General features: G+C 39.3%; 16 protein-coding genes and 1 pseudogene. 2 read left to right on the top strand and 15 right to left on the bottom strand.

Annotated elements, in window-relative coordinates; genetic code table 11:
• The 7 genes from ACFINA_RS07305 to ACFINA_RS07275 form a co-directional block, all read right to left on the bottom strand.
• Positions 1-420 (bottom strand): transglycosylase SLT domain-containing protein (locus ACFINA_RS07305; protein WP_375615336.1); only part of this gene is annotated, 420 nt, incomplete at its 3' end.
• A complete protein-coding gene (locus ACFINA_RS07300; RefSeq protein ID WP_375615335.1) occupies positions 417-2,522 on the bottom strand; it encodes a glycine zipper family protein in 2,106 nt (701 codons plus the stop codon). The genes ACFINA_RS07305 and ACFINA_RS07300, both read right to left, overlap by 4 nt.
• 10 nt (positions 2,523-2,532) lie before the next feature.
• On the bottom strand, positions 2,533-3,894 hold the full coding sequence (locus ACFINA_RS07295; RefSeq protein WP_375615334.1) for a hypothetical protein: 1,362 nt from the start codon (positions 3,892-3,894) through the stop codon (positions 2,533-2,535).
• Positions 3,895-3,933: 39 nt separating this feature from the next.
• Entirely contained in the window at positions 3,934-4,863 is a 930-nt protein-coding gene (locus ACFINA_RS07290; protein WP_375615333.1) for a hypothetical protein, read from the bottom strand.
• 1 nt (position 4,864) lies between these two features.
• Positions 4,865-5,290 (bottom strand): hypothetical protein, encoded by a 426-nt coding sequence (locus ACFINA_RS07285; protein WP_375615332.1) that lies wholly within the window; start codon positions 5,288-5,290, stop codon positions 4,865-4,867.
• Positions 5,290-6,747, bottom strand: a complete 1,458-nt coding sequence (locus ACFINA_RS07280; protein WP_375607583.1) for a hypothetical protein — start codon at positions 6,745-6,747, stop codon at positions 5,290-5,292. Before ACFINA_RS07280 ends, ACFINA_RS07285 begins: the two co-directional genes overlap by 1 nt.
• Position 6,748: 1 nt before the next feature.
• Positions 6,749-7,456: a hypothetical protein gene (locus ACFINA_RS07275; RefSeq protein ID WP_375615331.1), complete on the bottom strand. Its 708-nt coding sequence runs from the start codon at positions 7,454-7,456 to the stop codon at positions 6,749-6,751.
• A 65-nt stretch (positions 7,457-7,521) separates the two neighbouring features.
• Here ACFINA_RS07275 and ACFINA_RS07270 point away from each other — a divergent pair, with 65 nt between their 5' ends.
• Positions 7,522-7,830 carry a type II toxin-antitoxin system RelE/ParE family toxin gene (locus ACFINA_RS07270; RefSeq protein ID WP_375606620.1) on the top strand — a complete coding sequence of 103 codons (309 nt, stop codon included), beginning with the start codon at positions 7,522-7,524 and terminating at the stop codon, positions 7,828-7,830.
• Positions 7,811-8,095: an addiction module antidote protein gene (locus ACFINA_RS07265; protein ID WP_375606621.1), complete on the top strand. Its 285-nt coding sequence runs from the start codon at positions 7,811-7,813 to the stop codon at positions 8,093-8,095. The genes ACFINA_RS07270 and ACFINA_RS07265 overlap by 20 nt, the downstream gene beginning before the upstream one ends.
• A gap of 34 nt (positions 8,096-8,129) precedes the next feature.
• Here the strand turns inward: ACFINA_RS07265 and ACFINA_RS07260 are convergent, their stop codons facing one another.
• The 8 genes and pseudogenes from ACFINA_RS07260 to ACFINA_RS07225 all read right to left on the bottom strand — a co-directional run bounded on the left by ACFINA_RS07260 (position 8,130) and on the right by ACFINA_RS07225 (position 15,872).
• Entirely contained in the window at positions 8,130-8,510 is a 381-nt protein-coding gene (locus tag ACFINA_RS07260; protein WP_375606622.1) for a hypothetical protein, read from the bottom strand.
• Positions 8,511-8,521: 11 nt separating this feature from the next.
• Positions 8,522-8,902: a hypothetical protein gene (locus ACFINA_RS07255; protein ID WP_252619690.1), complete on the bottom strand. Its 381-nt coding sequence runs from the start codon at positions 8,900-8,902 to the stop codon at positions 8,522-8,524.
• Between the two features lie 20 nt (positions 8,903-8,922).
• Complete coding sequence (locus ACFINA_RS07250; protein ID WP_375615330.1) at positions 8,923-10,050, bottom strand: N4-gp56 family major capsid protein; 1,128 nt, start codon at positions 10,048-10,050, stop codon at positions 8,923-8,925.
• A gap of 91 nt (positions 10,051-10,141) precedes the next feature.
• Positions 10,142-11,035 carry a hypothetical protein gene (locus ACFINA_RS07245; RefSeq protein ID WP_375615329.1) on the bottom strand — a complete coding sequence of 298 codons (894 nt, stop codon included), beginning with the start codon at positions 11,033-11,035 and terminating at the stop codon, positions 10,142-10,144.
• Positions 11,036-11,048: 13 nt separating this feature from the next.
• Positions 11,049-11,774, bottom strand: a pseudogene (locus ACFINA_RS07240) (phage portal protein); the annotation flags it as partial.
• 1,658 nt (positions 11,775-13,432) lie between these two features.
• On the bottom strand, positions 13,433-14,212 hold the full coding sequence (locus ACFINA_RS07235; protein ID WP_375615328.1) for a hypothetical protein: 780 nt from the start codon (positions 14,210-14,212) through the stop codon (positions 13,433-13,435).
• 89 nt (positions 14,213-14,301) lie between these two features.
• The gene (locus tag ACFINA_RS07230) at positions 14,302-14,958 is read right to left on the bottom strand and encodes a hypothetical protein (protein ID WP_375615327.1); all 657 of its coding nucleotides are present in this window, start codon (positions 14,956-14,958) and stop codon (positions 14,302-14,304) included.
• 83 nt (positions 14,959-15,041) lie between these two features.
• On the bottom strand, positions 15,042-15,872 hold the full coding sequence (locus ACFINA_RS07225) for a hypothetical protein (RefSeq protein WP_375615326.1): 831 nt from the start codon (positions 15,870-15,872) through the stop codon (positions 15,042-15,044).
• Between the last annotated feature and the right edge of the window lie 587 nt (positions 15,873-16,459).

Here is a 16,459-nt window from a genome sequence, read left to right as displayed (position 1 = left end):
CATAGCGTTGTTTCCACCATTCAAGCCAACCGCATTGCTCCCAACAATTTGCGCCGCATTGGCATGGGGATTTTGAAGAAGCCGCGCGGCTCCTCCTGCTCCTTGTTGATGGGCTAAATACAACTCCGCTTCACTAGGCGCTCTTCCCAAAAGGCGGCTTAAATGATTGCGATTATCAAGCGTCAACCGCCCCATGGCATCAGCTGCTTGTATGGGGTCAAAACGATCCTGCAAACCATATTGTTTGGCGGTGCTGTCTATAAATTGATACAACCCACCAGCAGAAGAGCGGGGATTCCTTGCATTCGGATTGCCTCCACTTTCCACTTGCGCAACACGGTACAAATAACTCTCTGGCAAGCCATAACGTGCTGCCGTTTGCCGTATCGCTTGATTAACAGCAGGACTATAACGGGTCATTTCGCGTACTCTATTGAAGCACTAGGACCTAACCCTTTTGCTACAGCTCTAGAAACAATCTTCAAGCCTTCATCCGTTATCACACCGGCTTTATGCCACTTCAAAGCACTTTGAATCAATTTGGCAATTTCATTGCGCTCCATTCCGTTAACGCCAAAAGTTGCTAACTTTGCTATTCCGCGCTCTAGCTCTTGCCTTGCCCGTAGCGCCTCTGGGGCATTCGGGTGGAAAAATATATTTCGTGCTAATTTAAAGCCTTGAACTGGGATATCAGGAATACTCTGTGGTACACGAACTCCATCAACAAGAGAAACCTCAGGAACGCCTTCAAATTTGCTAAAACCCTCTTTTGCTGCATCAGAATAGAATTGCTCCTGATCTACTGCCTTTTTAAAAGTAGAAAACCGTTCCGGTCCTATGGTCCTTTCAAGATTCTCAGACGCAAGATTTTGTTTTAAAAGTTTAGAAAATTCATTAATAGGGTCATCACTTTTTCTGAGTAAATCATCTAAGGCATTTCTCATACCCATCTGATAGGTATTATTTTGTTTTGTCCAATTCCCTTTAGAAAGATTTTCCTTAACTGCATCCCTTTCAATACTCTTTTCAAGTTTCGTGCCTAGAGCTTGTCTACCCTTCTCAAAACTATCTGCAAAATTTTTGAATTTTGCTGCACTACCACGCGCTGCTTGATAAGTAGGAGAGATTTGATCCATTATTTTTACTAAATCTTGTTTGAGAATTTCGTATCCTAAAACCTTCTGGTTATCGCCATGTTTCTTACTTTTTTCGATTAAATCATCAAGAGACTTCTTGGTTTGATCTAATAACTCTATCGTAGGTTTATAGTTTATACTGCTAAACTTTCTATTATAAAATCGTCTAGGATTTATACTGAGGGGGTGTTCCTCTAAAGTCTTAACAGCTTCTTTGAGAGCTCTTTGAAACCCTTTATTCTCAAAAAAATTATTAAGAGCTGGATAATGTTCTTTTCCTATTGGAATTTGCTTCGCTTGTTCATAGAGATGATCATGAGCCTCTTTTCCTTGCCGTTTAAGTGTCCTGCTTAAAATATCGCTATGCTGGTATGGAACAATCGTCTGCTCCATCATATCATCAAGACGTTGAACAGAACCGCCTAATCTTTTCTCATGCGCTTGTTTCAAGAGATTATAAACATCTTCATTTGTTTTAGACGCATTCCACAAAGTCTGTCGTAGTTTTTCATTAATATCTGTCAAAAATACTTCCTGAGGTTCTGAGCTAAGACGTTCCGTGATCTTTTGGGTTTTATTATCGTAAAGTTGCTTGGCAACTTCTCGCAAAGCTTTATTTGAAACCTCTTTACGAGCAGGATTAAAATAATTCCTCACGACAGGAGGTGACTTTAAAGCATTTCCTAAACTACGAACTGCCTTAGAAATACCCATACCTCCTAAAGCAGCAACCGGCGTCAAAACTGCCCCACCAACACCACCGGCTAATGCCGAATTCACCGTATCATTGTAACCTTTTCCTGCACCAGAACCATGTAAAACTCCAGAACCTGCCCCAACAATAGCTCCCCTACCTAAACTTCCTAAAGTCGAGCCTGCTCGCAAAAAATTTAATGCGGGAATACCCAAAGATGCTAATGTTGGCAAAATCGAACCAGCAATATAAGCACCAGAAGACAACCATGGATATTTCTCTTCCAAGGCTTTTTGGTAAGCGCGTTCCTTGGCTACTCTTCTGTTATAAACCTCTACTGCTTTCTTATCACCACGCCAATAATCCGTAAAACCTGCTTCATTCGCCGCTTGTATCTCATCACTGTACCCTGCTGTAAGACCAGATGTACCATGGCTTCTAACAGCATCCCACCACGTAAGATCTTTATCATCAAATGCAAAATCTTTGAATGTTTCTTGAGTATTTGGAATATCTTGAACTGGACCAATTACTTTATATTTCCTAGCCCATTCAGGGAGACGTGATTTATCATAATCCTTAAGTTCAGGATAATTTGTTTCCTTTTGAACATCTTCAGCAATACCAATAACCTTATACTTTCTAGCCCATTCAGGAAGAAGTGACTTATCATAATTCTTAAGTTCAGACATGAAACATAACCTATTTTCTTATAGTCATTCTTTTACCATCGGCATCAATAACAATAAAATCTGCTCCTTTCGGTAAGGCTTCAATTTCTTCTGCACTTTTTACTACAGGCGCATTTGCACTATGTCCTTGCTGTGGAGCTTTAGAATGCGACTGTGAGGTAACCTTATCAACACTCTCTTGCGTTAATTCAATGCTGCTGTCTTCTAGCAATTTCAATACGTCTAATTTCATCTTAGCCAAAATCTGATGGATTTTTTTCAACCTAAACAAGAGCTCTTTATGACCCAAGTCGTACTTTATCTCTCCTAAATAGCTCTTTAAGATATCAAGCTCTCTTTCTGTAAGGTTACCAAAACCAGAAGCACCATTGCGTGAATACCGTCTCATCGTTTCTAAACGGTCAATACCTATACGGTTTTTAATGGAATCAAGCAGTGAACGCATATCACGGTGTTGAGGAACCTTAAAAGAAGCTTGCCAATCAGCAAGATTTCCCGTAGCCCAATCACCATTCTCTTCTATATAATTCATAAAACGTTCAATGTCATGGAGTGTATTACTACTGATAGCTTCACTATTTTTAAGATCTATTGTTTCTCGTAGGCGGTCCATTTCTTCTTTAGATCTAGCATCATAACCGCCGTTCACTTTTTGTAATAGAAAAGCATTCAATGCATCTTTATTCCCAGCCATGAACCGCGCCTCTTCTTCACTGTACCCTTTAGATTTTAGGTATTCGACGGTCTGATTAACCTGCCCTCTTTCCTTATCTCCTTCATTAAGATGCTTCACACCACTTGCAAGCGCATCCCACCCAGAACCGTCTGATGAAGATTCTGCCATACCTGCAAAAAGATCTTTGAGTTTCTGATACGCATCTGATTGAAAAAACTTATAAGTATTGGACTGTAAAAATTTCTCTGCATCTGTCAGTTCAGGAGTCGGTGTTGGGGAAGCGGGTGCTAATGGTTGCGTTTGTTCATTAACATGAGGTTTTAGTTCTTGTGGAGTACTCTCTAGTGCATTTGGCATAGGTGGCTGTTGATCAACTCCAAGAGGCATATCCGCTCTAGGAACCGTATAGGGCATAAATGGTCCATATGGATTCTGCATGTTCTGTAAATAGGGGTTGGATGGTGCATGTGCTTTCTCTGGTGTCATCATACTTTCAATGCCTGATGCCCCAACCGTAAATGCAGTGGTTTTTGGGTTCTTTGTTGCGAATTTTCCCACGGGGCTCTTTGTTATTAATTGTCCCAATCTGTTCGCCCCTGTAACCGCTTTGGGAGCAATATATCTAAAAATATGAGGCGCAGCTCTCGCTGCCATAAAAGCTGCCCCAGCTAATGGAAATAATAATGGAAATGCCATCACGCTCTCCTACAAAACTATTCTTTAATGATTATACAGCTATTGTTTCTGTTTCTTATTCATGTGATCTAAAAAATCCTTGGGGACTCCTGCTGCCAACGCTGCTCCCATTGGACCACCTGCCATGTAACCAAAAGCCATTGGTGCTGCCTGAAGTGCCAGAGAACCTATTGTCCCTACATTTTTCCATGGGCTATTCCCTTGTATCATCGAAGCTGTATTATTATTCGTTGTCGTGCCGTAATTTCTTGCAAAGCCATGACCGGCATTCATAAGCATATTCAACCTATTCCAGCCGCTATTGTCTTGTTCCAGCCAACGTTCTCTATTGGCATCAACAAGGCGTTGATTGTGGGCATCAAGCACACCTCCCCCTTGTACGGCATTGGAATAGGCATTCCCATAACCCTGTAAGAAGTTATTTGAAGCTCCTAACTGATTTTGATTGGCTTGGTCTATCATGGCATTGGCTTGCATCATGCGATCCGCATCACGATTATACTGGTCTGCTGTAGCACTTGTAGACAAAGCACCAAGTTCATTTGCCAAGACACCTGTATGTGCACCAGAACCATAACGACCCGCACCGGCAAAAGAGCTGTTAATCGTATCTCTGACGCGGTCTAAGCTATTTTGAAGCGCAGCATTAAAAGACGGATTCTGTCCAACCATATCACCAGAAGCCACTCTTCCAAGATTGCTTGCTGCCGACGTTGGATTATAGATTGTATTCATCAAAGAGCGATTTTGATAATGCTGTGGAATACTTCCAAGACCACCAATTCCATAGCGCGTTTGATAACTTAACGGCGCTACACGAGGACCACCATAAACATTACCCCCAATCCCTGTATCATACATTTGATACGCATCTGCACCCCCACGCTTAAAGACATTCTGCATCCAAGTGGGAGGGGCGCTTGTTTGTACCTGCTTCTGTTCTGTCGTTGTTGGTGTCTTGCTCCCCATGTCACAATTCCTTCCTATAATAAAGCATATCTATGCCATAACCTTGTTTGTTTAGTGCACGTTTCCAACCTAAACGACCCAAGATCTCTATCTCAAAAGCCCCATTCTCACGCGCCCAATCCTCTACAAATGGCAAATTGTCAACTTGATCAAGAACGCCCTTCCCACTACATTCACAAATCAGAGCGCGCTTCTTTCCTAAAACTGTCTGCTGTATCTGGGTCGTGAATGCCGCTAAAAAGCGCTCGTCATCATCCAAAACAAGCCATAACTGTTTCTTGCCACTGCAAATCGCTTCAAGGAGCTCTTGCAACGTGATTTCATGTTTAAAACGTTCCACATACTCTCTAAAAGATTCAATGATGTCTTCCAGATAAGGCGCTATACGCTCCAAATCCCAAGACGTGGTCAAAAAAACTTTTGCCATTACCCTCTGCCTAAAGGACGTAAATCCACATTAAACCCTGTGATATGGTTCCAATGAACGCCTTCAGGAATACGCAATTTAAAGCGGTGATAACGATTACGCGAACGACCATGATAAGCGCCCGTGACATATGAACATGCCCTCTCTTGGTGCCATGTAATCGGTGTCTGATGATTACGAAGCCGACGCTCTCCAATGCTTAAAAGACCTTCCGTCGTATCAACTTCGGCAAACATTTTCGTGATAAAGTTAAAACTTCCATCTGGTGCTCCCATTTCTTGTGAAACAACCGTTGCCTCCATCGCTGCTCCCGTAAACATAACAAGCCGATTGTTATCATCAAAAGCACCAAGCATTGGCGCGCCACTTTGCCAACGAGGGCTGTCTAAAGAAGCCGGCAAGGACTCAAGATTGATCGAAATCTCATCTAACTGTTCTAAAGTATAACCTGTCGTAAATACTGGAAACAACGTGAAAGGTTTTCCCTGTAGCGTCGACCATTTCTGCAAGCCCCAATCATAGACAAAGGTCGTTTGCTCGTTATTGCCTCTTTTTAAGGACCAGTAAATCCGGTTATCAATGGGATCTATCACTCCTTGCATCTCATCAAGAGCAAATTTATCAAAAGTTTTAAAAACCGTTCTATCAACCTTCTCAAAGCCTATCGGCAAAAGTTGACCATCAGCACTCATCTGATAAAAACCACCATCACCTGCAAAAAAAGCATCACTCCCTCGACATGCTATAGAGGCTGCACTGCGGGCTCCTCGCTTGTCTTGTATCTTTTGAAACGTAAATACAATCTTAGAACCCGCAACAAAGGTTCCTGCATAAATAGCAGAACGCATAAAAATGAGGGGATTGGTGGACTCTGTTGCCCCTTGAACATATTCTCCATCCGGAAAATCTTGAAAATCGCAATCTTTCTCTTTAACTGTCCAATGAGTAGCATCTTCCAAGCCAGACCAATGAATGCGATTGGGGTGATCTGTCAATTGCATCAAACAAACAAAAGGTCCCCAAACCTTCACCAAGCCTGCTTTCGGTGGATTGCCTCCTAAATCTTCAAACCGTTCAGAGCTATGGGTATTAAAGACTTGCGGTTTATCATTTTTATTCACTGCAATAATTCTTTGACCAAACAAAGCGAACGACCATTGATTATCCTCATGTGCTTGATACGTCACACCATTTTGGCTGATGTCTTTCCAACCCTTCGTTTGACTATCATAACTGTAAAGCTTTTGCTTGCCTCCTACGATTATCTTAACACCATTGCCACTTCTAAACGCTATTGAACCCAAAGGCTTTTCTTCTAAAGGATGAGACACAACCATTGCACTAGGCATGGGTATGTAACCGCCATCTGCCGGTAAAACATTCACAAGTGTATCCGTAAAGCTACCGTTGACGATCGCAACATCTGGTCTGTAATCAGCGATTGGAAAATAAACCATCTTAAAAATCCGTTGGTATTATTCTGGTCACGTTATGACGTTGAGACGTCTCTGCACGCAATTCATGCAACTGTTCGTTAAAGTCATTGTACGCTGCCGTTGCACAATCGGGTTCTTTAAGAATATTCTTGTACAGTTCATATTTTGCACGCGCCTTAATCAAATCAAACGCGTGCACAAACCATGGATGCTCCTCATCAACACTCTCTATCTCTGATAAACGCAATGGAGAGAGAATGAGTTGAATCTGATAGGCTCTATCCGGCGTGGGATAAAGATGTAATTTCCTATCAAAATAACTGTAACAAACCGGCGTTCCTTGCTGCTCTGATGATAACAAAGGCTCTAAAGAAACATGATCCTTACACTCCAATGCAAACTTATGATGTTGATCAGAACTCAGATAAACGTTTTTGATTTTAACAGCTGTTTCAATAGGGCGGGTAGTGCTTGCATCATAAACACCTTGTCCCGCCCGTGTCTCAAACACCACATCACGGCTTTCGTTAAAGTAAAAGGTCTCTCGTTCACAAAAACGAATAGCTGCAAAAATGCTTTCTTGGATTTGATGAACATACTCATCGGCTATGTCATCAATCTCATCTTGAATGACCGACACTAAGTGCGAAAGTGTTCTCTTATGACGATAAACATCTCGCTTTACAGGTATCGGTCCTCCGGTCTTAACCCGAATATAATGACGTGTCATCAAAATACCTTTCTGTGAGGAATATTATTATTGACATTATACATTATGTGTATTACAGTACACTAATGGTGTTCATTCATAAAACGATAGAATTTGATACTTGGCTTAAGAAACTTAAAGATAAAAGCGTTAAGGCTATTATTCTTCAACGTGTTATACGCTTAAAACAAGGTCTTCTCGGTGATGTTAAATTCTTTAATGGCATAGGTGAATTACGTATCCACTATGGTGCTGGTTATCGAATTTATTTTATCCAAAAAGGCTCTGATTTTATCCTTTTGTTATGCGGTGGAGATAAATCAACGCAGAAAAGGGATATCGAACAAGCATTAAAGTTAAAAGAGGAGTACAGTGATGAAAATAACCCCATTTAAACCAGAAGAATATCTTGAAGACATTGAAGTACAACAAGCATTTCTCAATGAAGCCTTCAAAACTGGTGATGCTGCTCATATAGCGGATGCCATTGGTATTGTTGCTCGCTCTCAAAATATGCGTGCTTTAGCAAAAGAAACCAATCGAGAACGCAGTGGATTATACCGCTCTTTAAGCAAAACAGGTGACCCTAAACTTTCTACCTTAGTCGCTGTCTTATCTGCCCTTAATTTACAACTCTCTGTACAATCTGCTAATTCATAAACTGAGAGGAGTTAATAGATATCTCCTCTCAATTTTAGTGATTGGTTACGAATTCAACGACTATACTTGCTTGACCAGCTTGTACCGTTTTGTCCGCTTTAGCATAGAGAGTAAGTTCTTCATCATAAGGGACAAATTCCTTCTGATTGGTGGGCTTAACTTCTTTGACTGCCTGCTGTTTGATTTCTGCTTCCCCAAACTCAGTCCCTCCAGCAGTGCTGCCTATTTTTACCTTCGTGTCCGAAAATGCTGTCTTAACATATACTTTGATCGAAGTAATCAAAGCACCACGAGGTAGCGTACCTATTCTCATAGCGTTTTCTTTATCTTCATAGCTAAAATTAAGCCGCAAAAAGCTTACCTGCTGCGTATGAAGACTTCTCCCTTGCAAGGGCTGTGGTAAATAATCTGCCATGTCTTATCCCCTCAATGATTTGTCACGAATTGCACAACCACAATACATTCACCAGCATCAGTGGTTTTGTCTCGTGTTGCATAAAGGGTCATCTCCTTATCATCTGCAACAAAAGACTTTTGATCTGTTGGCGTAAAATCTTGCGTGCCTTGGGCTTTGATGTCTTTTTCACTGAACTCATTGCCTCCATAGGTGCTGCCTATCTTTAATTTTGCCTCAGAAAACGCGGTCTTGACAAAAGCCTTCATCGAAGTGATCAAAGCGCCACGAGGCAAAATTCCGATTTTTTCCGTAAGATGCTTATCTTTATGCGAGATATTCAAACGTAAGAAACTCACCTGTTGGGTGTGAAGATTTCTTCCCTGTAATGGAGGTGGTAATTGATCTGCCATGTCTTGTTTTCTCCCTATGATTAATTATCAGGTTCACCACTGTAGGTGGGGATAACAATCGTTCCAAAATCTTGCGCTGCTTGAGAGCTATTTGGAAATTTGAAACGGGTTTTCTTCATGCCAATCAGTGTTTTCGCAGACAAACCATAGTAACGTTGATAGTCGAAATGCTCTTCCACCAATTGATAGCGATTGACATTGCGATTGTTCCCAAAAGCCATAACGATACTTTGTGCTCCAAGAAAAACAGCACGACGCACGCTTTTTTTCGCTGCACGATTTGTCGAGTTAACACCATGGGTAACATGTTCAGATTCACGTAAAATCACACCATTATACATGCCTAAAGAACCATCAAAGATTGGATTTTTGGAACGCGAACCGGTATAAGCAGCTTTCTGAATATCAAGCCATTGACCAGTCTCTGTATTGGTGCGCAATTGCATCACTTGTGTTGGATGCAAATAGAGTACATAAACACTCTCCCCATTCACACGCACTGGTCGAATTTTGGGATTAGCAAGTTTTGCCATTTTTACAGCTTCATCAATAAGCTTCAAACTAAAGCTATGTTTGTCTGCTTCACTTAGATCTTCATCCTTGGTTTTCTCATCTGGACGGATAATTCGCTTACTACTTGGTGCAAGAGGTTCATTAAATCCATAATGCACATTCTCGATATCTATCATCCGATCTTCAAAAGAGATTGTCCTTGCTGTATATCCGCAAGCTTGAATGAAAAACATCAAGCTTAAGCGATCTGCATACCAATCAACTAAGCCATCTTTTGCTTCGTCACGCAAATCAAACGTTGTACGTTGTTGCGCTATACTACCTTCATTTTCTACACGAACTGCATGCGAAAGTTCGTCAATATATAGTCTGTCATGAAGGAATTGTAATGCCTCTTCATTCCCCTCAAGCGTCTGTCCTGAGGTAACACCCCGTCCCAAAAGCTGTGTACGTAAGCTAAATGTAACACAATCCCCTCTTCCTTTCTGCATTTCGGTTTTTAGTTGAATAATGCTGTTTGAACCCTTGCCTATAAGGGGGGCAATAGGTATCGCCTTTGAAACTTCTGTATTTAATAATTTTGACCACGTGCTTATCGCATGAGGATCATCTGCTCTAACTGTTGTTAATGCCATTGATTTTACCTTTCTTTGCTGTAAAAAAACCGGCTTAAAAGCCGGACCATAACCCTGCATAAAACAGGCTAATTTCTATAAAAATGCACTCTTAATACCCGTTACCAGCACCATGCAATTGCCGAAAAATTGCTTTATTTTTCGGATTTGATATCCAAGCGTCAAATTCTTCTTCTGACATCCTATCAATGCTTGCTAAAGTGATTGGTCCAACACTCCCCCCTCCTCCAGATGCCGTTAAGGTTCTCGCAGAATTCTGCCGACTTTGAAGTTCTGCAACTTGATTATTCGCTTGTAATGCTTGGTTCTGATAGCCAAGATTTTGCGCTATTCTATAAATCTCTTCTGCCGGATTGAGATCTCTTTGTGCACAAGTCGCTACAAGCGCATGCAATTGATCTCTTATAATCGCATCTATTGTGTTTTGTTGTCCATACTCAGGATAAAGTGATGACCAAGAACTCAATTCCTTTGCGCGTGCCTCATAAAGAAAATTTGCCGCGGCATCAAAATCACTGGATTTATTTTGAAACGACTTAACAGAATTATTAAAAAATTCACCAAGACGCATATCGTGCTGCTGCTGTTCCTCAGCTTGTCTTAGCGCTTCTTTCTGTTCCCTAATATACGCATCCTGCTCTCGAATCTTTTTTCCCATCCAACTCATATAGCCAATAATGTCTTGTGTAGGGTCTGGGGGTGCATTTTCACCTTCAACCATTGGTGTCTGGGATTGGGGTTCATAAAGCTTGACAAGCGCTTCACGAGCTTGTTTGGCTTGTTGCTCCACACGCTGCTGTTCTATACTAGGAACAATCTCTGAAGGCTTTTCAACGGGCTGTGCAACCGGCTCTGGAGACGTGATGTCATCATTATCAATCGTTTCACCATCATAAGTGCCAGCATCAAAAGAGTTCTCATCATCAAATACCGGTGCACCAACCCTATAATCTTCATTCATAGCTTCGTTCATTTCTGCATTCATTCTTTCACCTCTCTCAAATATGCATGCCTCTGTGCAATGCTATTCTCTCTCGCATAATCTGATTGTGTGCTTGTTCATTGAGAAGCTTCTGACGTTCAATGTCATGCCTCTGTTGCATCATTTCGGCTTCCAATTCTGCTCTCTTTTGACGCATGAACAATTCAATCTGCTTTCCTTGCAAATCCATCTGTTGCATCTGGCTTTTAGTCGCAATATCCTGCTGCTTTTCTTGCAACTTCATTTCTTGTTCCGGATCCATTTGCTGTTGTTGGGCTTGTTGTGCCATTTGCTGCTGTTGCATCTTCTCACTCACACGATTGAGTAATGACGCAGGCAATGGTGAATAACGAAGCAAATCAAGCATGATATCCGGTGTTACGGCATTTTGAAGCAACGGTAATAATTGCGTGATAATGCCAAAGGTACGCTCTTTCTCATTCGGGCTGGTTGGAGCATCATCAACTACAATATCATACTCGACACTCGTTACTTCTTCACGCGTCAATGGAATATATTGCGCGTTCTCCTCACCCGATATCCGTACCAAGCGACCATCAGACAAATAATTCTGTATAAGGTGTAAAATAATCTTACCTTGCCGCTTGCGATACAAACGCAAGCCATCAAACAGACAAGCAAGCAGGTTAAGACTAGATTGACGCCGTTGTGCCTCTAAAATCCCTGCTTGTGAGACTTCTCTCGTCCCGATAAACTCAGGCGATAAGCCCGTAACTTGGTGATGCGGCATTATATCAAAAAATGAAATAAAATCAATAGCTTGTTTGTAATTATTTTATATGAATCCACTTAAGAATCCATCTTTTTATGCATGATTCATTTGACCATTTTTTATAGAAGATTGCCATGTATGAATAGACCATAAAAAGCAAATCATGATGTAAATATTATAAAGCATGGTTGCATTCAAATGAAATGAAAAGCAGATATCATTCATAACAGTTTATAAATTTTATGATACGTTTTTATCACAGCAGAAATCACATTGTTTTAAAATTTAGTCGTTTGAAAATATCGATAACATAAATTGTATACGTTTAAAGAATGGTATGAGTTTTGCTCTTTTTTGAGCGAAACCTTCAAAGGAATAATCGTTTGAAACTGTCATAAGCTTATAGGTTTAATTTATAAAAATTGCATAAAAGGATTAAGGATAAGACCGCTTTTAAAACGCTTACTAAAAATTTAGAAAATGATAGGCAGGCAATTATAGACACTATCATCACAACAGTATGAAATTCAAAACGTTATATCTTATGAAATGAAAAGCCTTTTAATGAATAGATTGCAGGCTAATTTTGAAGAACGGAACTATTCGCTTCCATAAAAAAATGGAGGCGGCTAATACCATAGCAGTAAAAGACTATTTTACCTTAAACATGATACTAAAAAACATTTTAAAAGTTATAGTTTAAAAATACGAAACCAAATGAGGTCTCCTCAAATTTGAGGGCATCTATTTAGACAAAGATAAGCAGGTAAAATTCAAAATTGTTATAACATCACAAGGCATGGGATTTTTCTAAATTTTTAGATAAGAGCTATAATGTTTAAAGTTTGCTAGCCAAATATAGAGCAATTAATTTGCAAAGAAGTTATGTTTGAGACAAAATGAAAAGATGCTTATGAGAACCTCTCTAAGTGAACGTTTAAACGTTTGAAACATAAAATGAGATCTCTATAAAAACATTTAAAACTTCTTTTATAACAGCTATGACTCAGTTATCATTTGCTCTTAAGAGCATTTCACTTATGAGAGAACTTTTTAATATATAGGGGTTATATAACAGAGTAAATTTAAAAGCCTTATATTTGATAAAAGCAGTTGTTTATTTATTTTATAAAATATGCTTTTTTAAAACAGTCATTACAAGCGTAAAAAGAACGTTTTTAAAAAGACATTCATTTAAGATGCATTTGCTTTTGATTGTCTTAATAAACCTACCAAGCGTTTTGATAGGTTTTGATTTTAGACAATGTGTTATTTGAATTCACTCAGCTCAATTTTGAGCTTAGTATTTTGAAACGTTTTAAAAGAAGCATCATGATCATGGGCTTTGTTTTCAATAAATCTCTTTAAGTTAAAGACGTTATGATTGATACGTTTGAGAGAAACAAAAAGCGTTTATAGGCTTTCTCATTCAAATGAGTGAGTAAAAATCATAGGTATTATTTACATTCCTTTTGATAAGTTTTCATATCTCAATAGAGCACTTGAAATATAATACATTTTGTATATATGCATTCATTCCTCCATTATGAGTGATTCATTAGAGTCATTATTCAAAAGCCGCGTCATATCACTTGACACGGCTTTTTTTGCATTCTTTCTTTTATGATGGGTTTATAACCATCAAGAAGGCACCTCCGTGTCTATTTTTATTCTGTTTCCTCAACAATCTTGACAAGGTTATCGCTTTCATAAACCTCATAATTTATAGGAACTTCCTTTACTTTGCTTTTCTTGGTTAATTTCGCATTGCCATAAGCGCGACCCCAGACCTTAGTATAGAATAAAACCTTGGCATTACCAAAAACAGAGCCATAAATTTCAGCACAACCGCCCACCAAAGCACCGCCATAGACCTTGCCATGTATTTTTGCACGACCATTAATAAAGGCATAATTATAAACCTTGGCATAGCTATGAATACGGGCAGAGCCAGCAACAATGGCACGACCATAGACCATTGCATGACTAAAAACCGTAGCATCATAAGAAACATGAGCATAATCATAAATATGAGCATCAGCAAGAACGCGGGCAGCACCACTCACATGAGCATACCCATAAACATTGCCATAAACATGAGCATTGCCATAGACACAAGCATGGTCATAAATTTTTGCGTATTGAGAGATGAAAGCCTTGCCATAGATTTCACAATTCCCATAGACTTGACCACAAACTTGAGAAAAATGCCGTATTTTTGCATTTTCAGAAACGACGGCATAGCCATACACACAAGCTTTATCATAAACCCAGCAATTGCCATCATGGGATAGATTAGCTTCCTTTTCAATAAAGCCCCCTAAATCCCCCGTCTTAACATCATCAAAATCTTTTAAAGCTTTAATGCGATAAAGATTTATAATATTTCGAGTAAGTGCATGTTTGATTTTTTTGATTTCACTGGTTAATTCGTATTTTTGAGACATAGAGATACCCTCACATAATAGATATGTGTTAAACGGTTAGGAAAATTTGATTGGAAAGAAGGCGCCCCCGCCGCGCCCCGCGCTGTTATTTAAGCAGCGTCTCTTATGATTTGATCACAAATTTTAATATGACCATTTAATTTTTTTGTATCTATATATGAATTGCCAAAAACACTCACTTGATCACAAATGTATGTATAGCCTGTAATTTTTGCATTCTCATAAATACAAGCATCATCACCAACTATAGCAAAAAACCAAACTTGAGCATTGTCAAAAATCTTTGCATTGCCATAAGCTTGCGCATAGCCAGTCAGTAAAGCATCATCATAGATTTTAGCATGACCTTTTATAACAGCCCTGTCCGATACCTCAGCATGATTCAAAACGCAGGCATAACCGTAAACATAAGTTCTTCCAAAAACCACGGCATGATCAGCAACCCTAGCATTGTCATAAACCACGGCATTATCATAAACTTGTGCATAGCCTTCAATTTTTGCATTATCGAAAACATAAGCTTCATTTAAGACTTTAGCATTATCAGAAACATAGGCATTATTATAAACACAAGCATCATCATAGACCCAGCAATTGTCATAATGCGATAGGTTATCTTCCTTTTCAACAAAACCGCCTAAATCGCCAGCCTTGACATCAGAAAAGTCTTTTAAAGCTTTAATGCGATAAAGAATTTGATTACTAATTACACGCGTTTCATTTGTGAGTGCAAACTTTTTTTGCATAGCACAATTCCTTTATAAGGAGATTTAAATTTTAAAATGAGATGTTTTAAAGAGGGGCGCCCCCGCCCGCGCCCGCGCGTTATTTACGCAGCGTTATTTATATCCTGATCAAAACCACAGACATCTTCAGAAAATTTCTTATTTTCTTTAAGCACAGCATTGCCATAAATCGTTGTAAATTGGCAAATTTGTGCTTTGCCACTCACATGAGCATTATCGTGAATTTTTGCAAAGGGACCAACACGCGCCGAGCCAGAAACCTTGGCATTGTCATAAATATTGCTCCCATCATAAACTATAGCCTTATCAAAAACATGAGCATTGCCATAAGCTTTTGACCACGCAGCAAGGCGTGATTTACCGTAGACATGGGCATCATTAAACACAAGCCCACTCACTTGAGCATTTTCATATACATGGGCATTATCGTAAATAAGAGCCCCCTCAGTAATAACGGCATTATCACTCACAACGGCATTGCCAAAAACATAGCCACCAATTTTTGCATTGCCATTAATGATTGCATTGTCATAAACATGTGCTTTATCACTCAAAACCCATGCCTTATCACTAATCACGGCATTACCATAAACCCTAGCATAATTCACAACACAGGCATTATTGCGTATTTTGGCATTTTCGGAAACGCTTGCTTTGATAACCATAGCATCATCATAAACCCAGCAATTGCCTTTATGAGACAGATCACTCTCATCTTTAATAAAGCCGCCCAATTGACCAGCTTTGACATCATCAAAGTCTCTTAAAGCTTTAATGCGGTGTAAAGTCACACCGTTAACAACGCGGTTTTCATTAGTAAGTTCATATTTTTTTGCAGGCTCTTGTTTATTAACAGGCGCGGTTGCATTTGAAATGGAAGAGATAACGGGGGTGTTGTTTGATATATTTGTCATATTTAAAACCTTGATGTTAATATTGTTTTCAATTGACACCCTATAAGGGCGCCGGGTGTTGAAAACACGGCATCAAGTCCGTCGGCATGCCTTCCCCATAGGGTTTTGTATAGCATGACCACACCCGACAAAATTCTCATATATGCTAATCACAGCATAAAAGATAGTCAGTTTTTTGATATGGGAAAGATTGTTTCGTAATCTACCCGCTTGATGTTTAAGTGTTTTCAGCACTTGGTTATTTATATAACAAAATACGTATTTATTGTCAAATAATATTTTATCTTTTTTGATATTTTTTTTGTATTTTTTTAAATACGTTGTGTATTGATAATATCTTATGCCTATTATTTGCTTCTTTTATATTTATGTGCTTTTAAAGCTATATTATAGACTTTGTGAAACAATTGCGTATTTTCTGAATCTATACACTTATAATATTTAGAAACGCTCTCATAATGCGTATTTTAAACTTTATAACCTATCAATTTTGTCACTAAATGGCTTTTAAGATTTCTGTTAATTTCTTTTAATAACACATTTTAGACTTAACAGCCTTTTATAGGGACTGTCTTTATAAACAAATG

It is taken from the genome of Bartonella sp. AC10YNML (genome assembly GCF_042196825.1).
Classification (GTDB): domain Bacteria; phylum Pseudomonadota; class Alphaproteobacteria; order Rhizobiales; family Rhizobiaceae; genus Bartonella.
This window is presented reverse-complemented; position numbering and strand designations above follow the sequence as displayed.

Bases quoted from the DNA above. Each gene is read 5' to 3' on its own strand.
- ACFINA_RS07300 (WP_375615335.1), bottom strand. From the start codon at position 2,522: ATGTCTGAACTTAAGAATTATGATAAGTCACTTCTTCCTGAATGGGCT.
- ACFINA_RS07295 (WP_375615334.1), bottom strand. From the start codon at position 3,894: ATGGCATTTCCATTATTATTTCCATTAGCTGGGGCAGCTTTTATGGCA.
- ACFINA_RS07290 (WP_375615333.1), bottom strand. From the start codon at position 4,863: ATGGGGAGCAAGACACCAACAACGACAGAACAGAAGCAGGTACAAACA.
- ACFINA_RS07285 (WP_375615332.1), bottom strand. From the start codon at position 5,290: ATGGCAAAAGTTTTTTTGACCACGTCTTGGGATTTGGAGCGTATAGCG.
- ACFINA_RS07280 (WP_375607583.1), bottom strand. From the start codon at position 6,747: ATGGTTTATTTTCCAATCGCTGATTACAGACCAGATGTTGCGATCGTC.
- ACFINA_RS07275 (WP_375615331.1), bottom strand. From the start codon at position 7,456: ATGACACGTCATTATATTCGGGTTAAGACCGGAGGACCGATACCTGTA.
- ACFINA_RS07270 (WP_375606620.1), top strand. From the start codon at position 7,522: ATGGTGTTCATTCATAAAACGATAGAATTTGATACTTGGCTTAAGAAA.
- ACFINA_RS07265 (WP_375606621.1), top strand. From the start codon at position 7,811: ATGAAAATAACCCCATTTAAACCAGAAGAATATCTTGAAGACATTGAA.
- ACFINA_RS07260 (WP_375606622.1), bottom strand. From the start codon at position 8,510: ATGGCAGATTATTTACCACAGCCCTTGCAAGGGAGAAGTCTTCATACG.
- ACFINA_RS07255 (WP_252619690.1), bottom strand. From the start codon at position 8,902: ATGGCAGATCAATTACCACCTCCATTACAGGGAAGAAATCTTCACACC.
- ACFINA_RS07250 (WP_375615330.1), bottom strand. From the start codon at position 10,050: ATGGCATTAACAACAGTTAGAGCAGATGATCCTCATGCGATAAGCACG.
- ACFINA_RS07245 (WP_375615329.1), bottom strand. From the start codon at position 11,035: ATGAATGCAGAAATGAACGAAGCTATGAATGAAGATTATAGGGTTGGT.
- ACFINA_RS07235 (WP_375615328.1), bottom strand. From the start codon at position 14,212: ATGTCTCAAAAATACGAATTAACCAGTGAAATCAAAAAAATCAAACAT.
- ACFINA_RS07230 (WP_375615327.1), bottom strand. From the start codon at position 14,958: ATGCAAAAAAAGTTTGCACTCACAAATGAAACGCGTGTAATTAGTAAT.
- ACFINA_RS07225 (WP_375615326.1), bottom strand. From the start codon at position 15,872: ATGACAAATATATCAAACAACACCCCCGTTATCTCTTCCATTTCAAAT.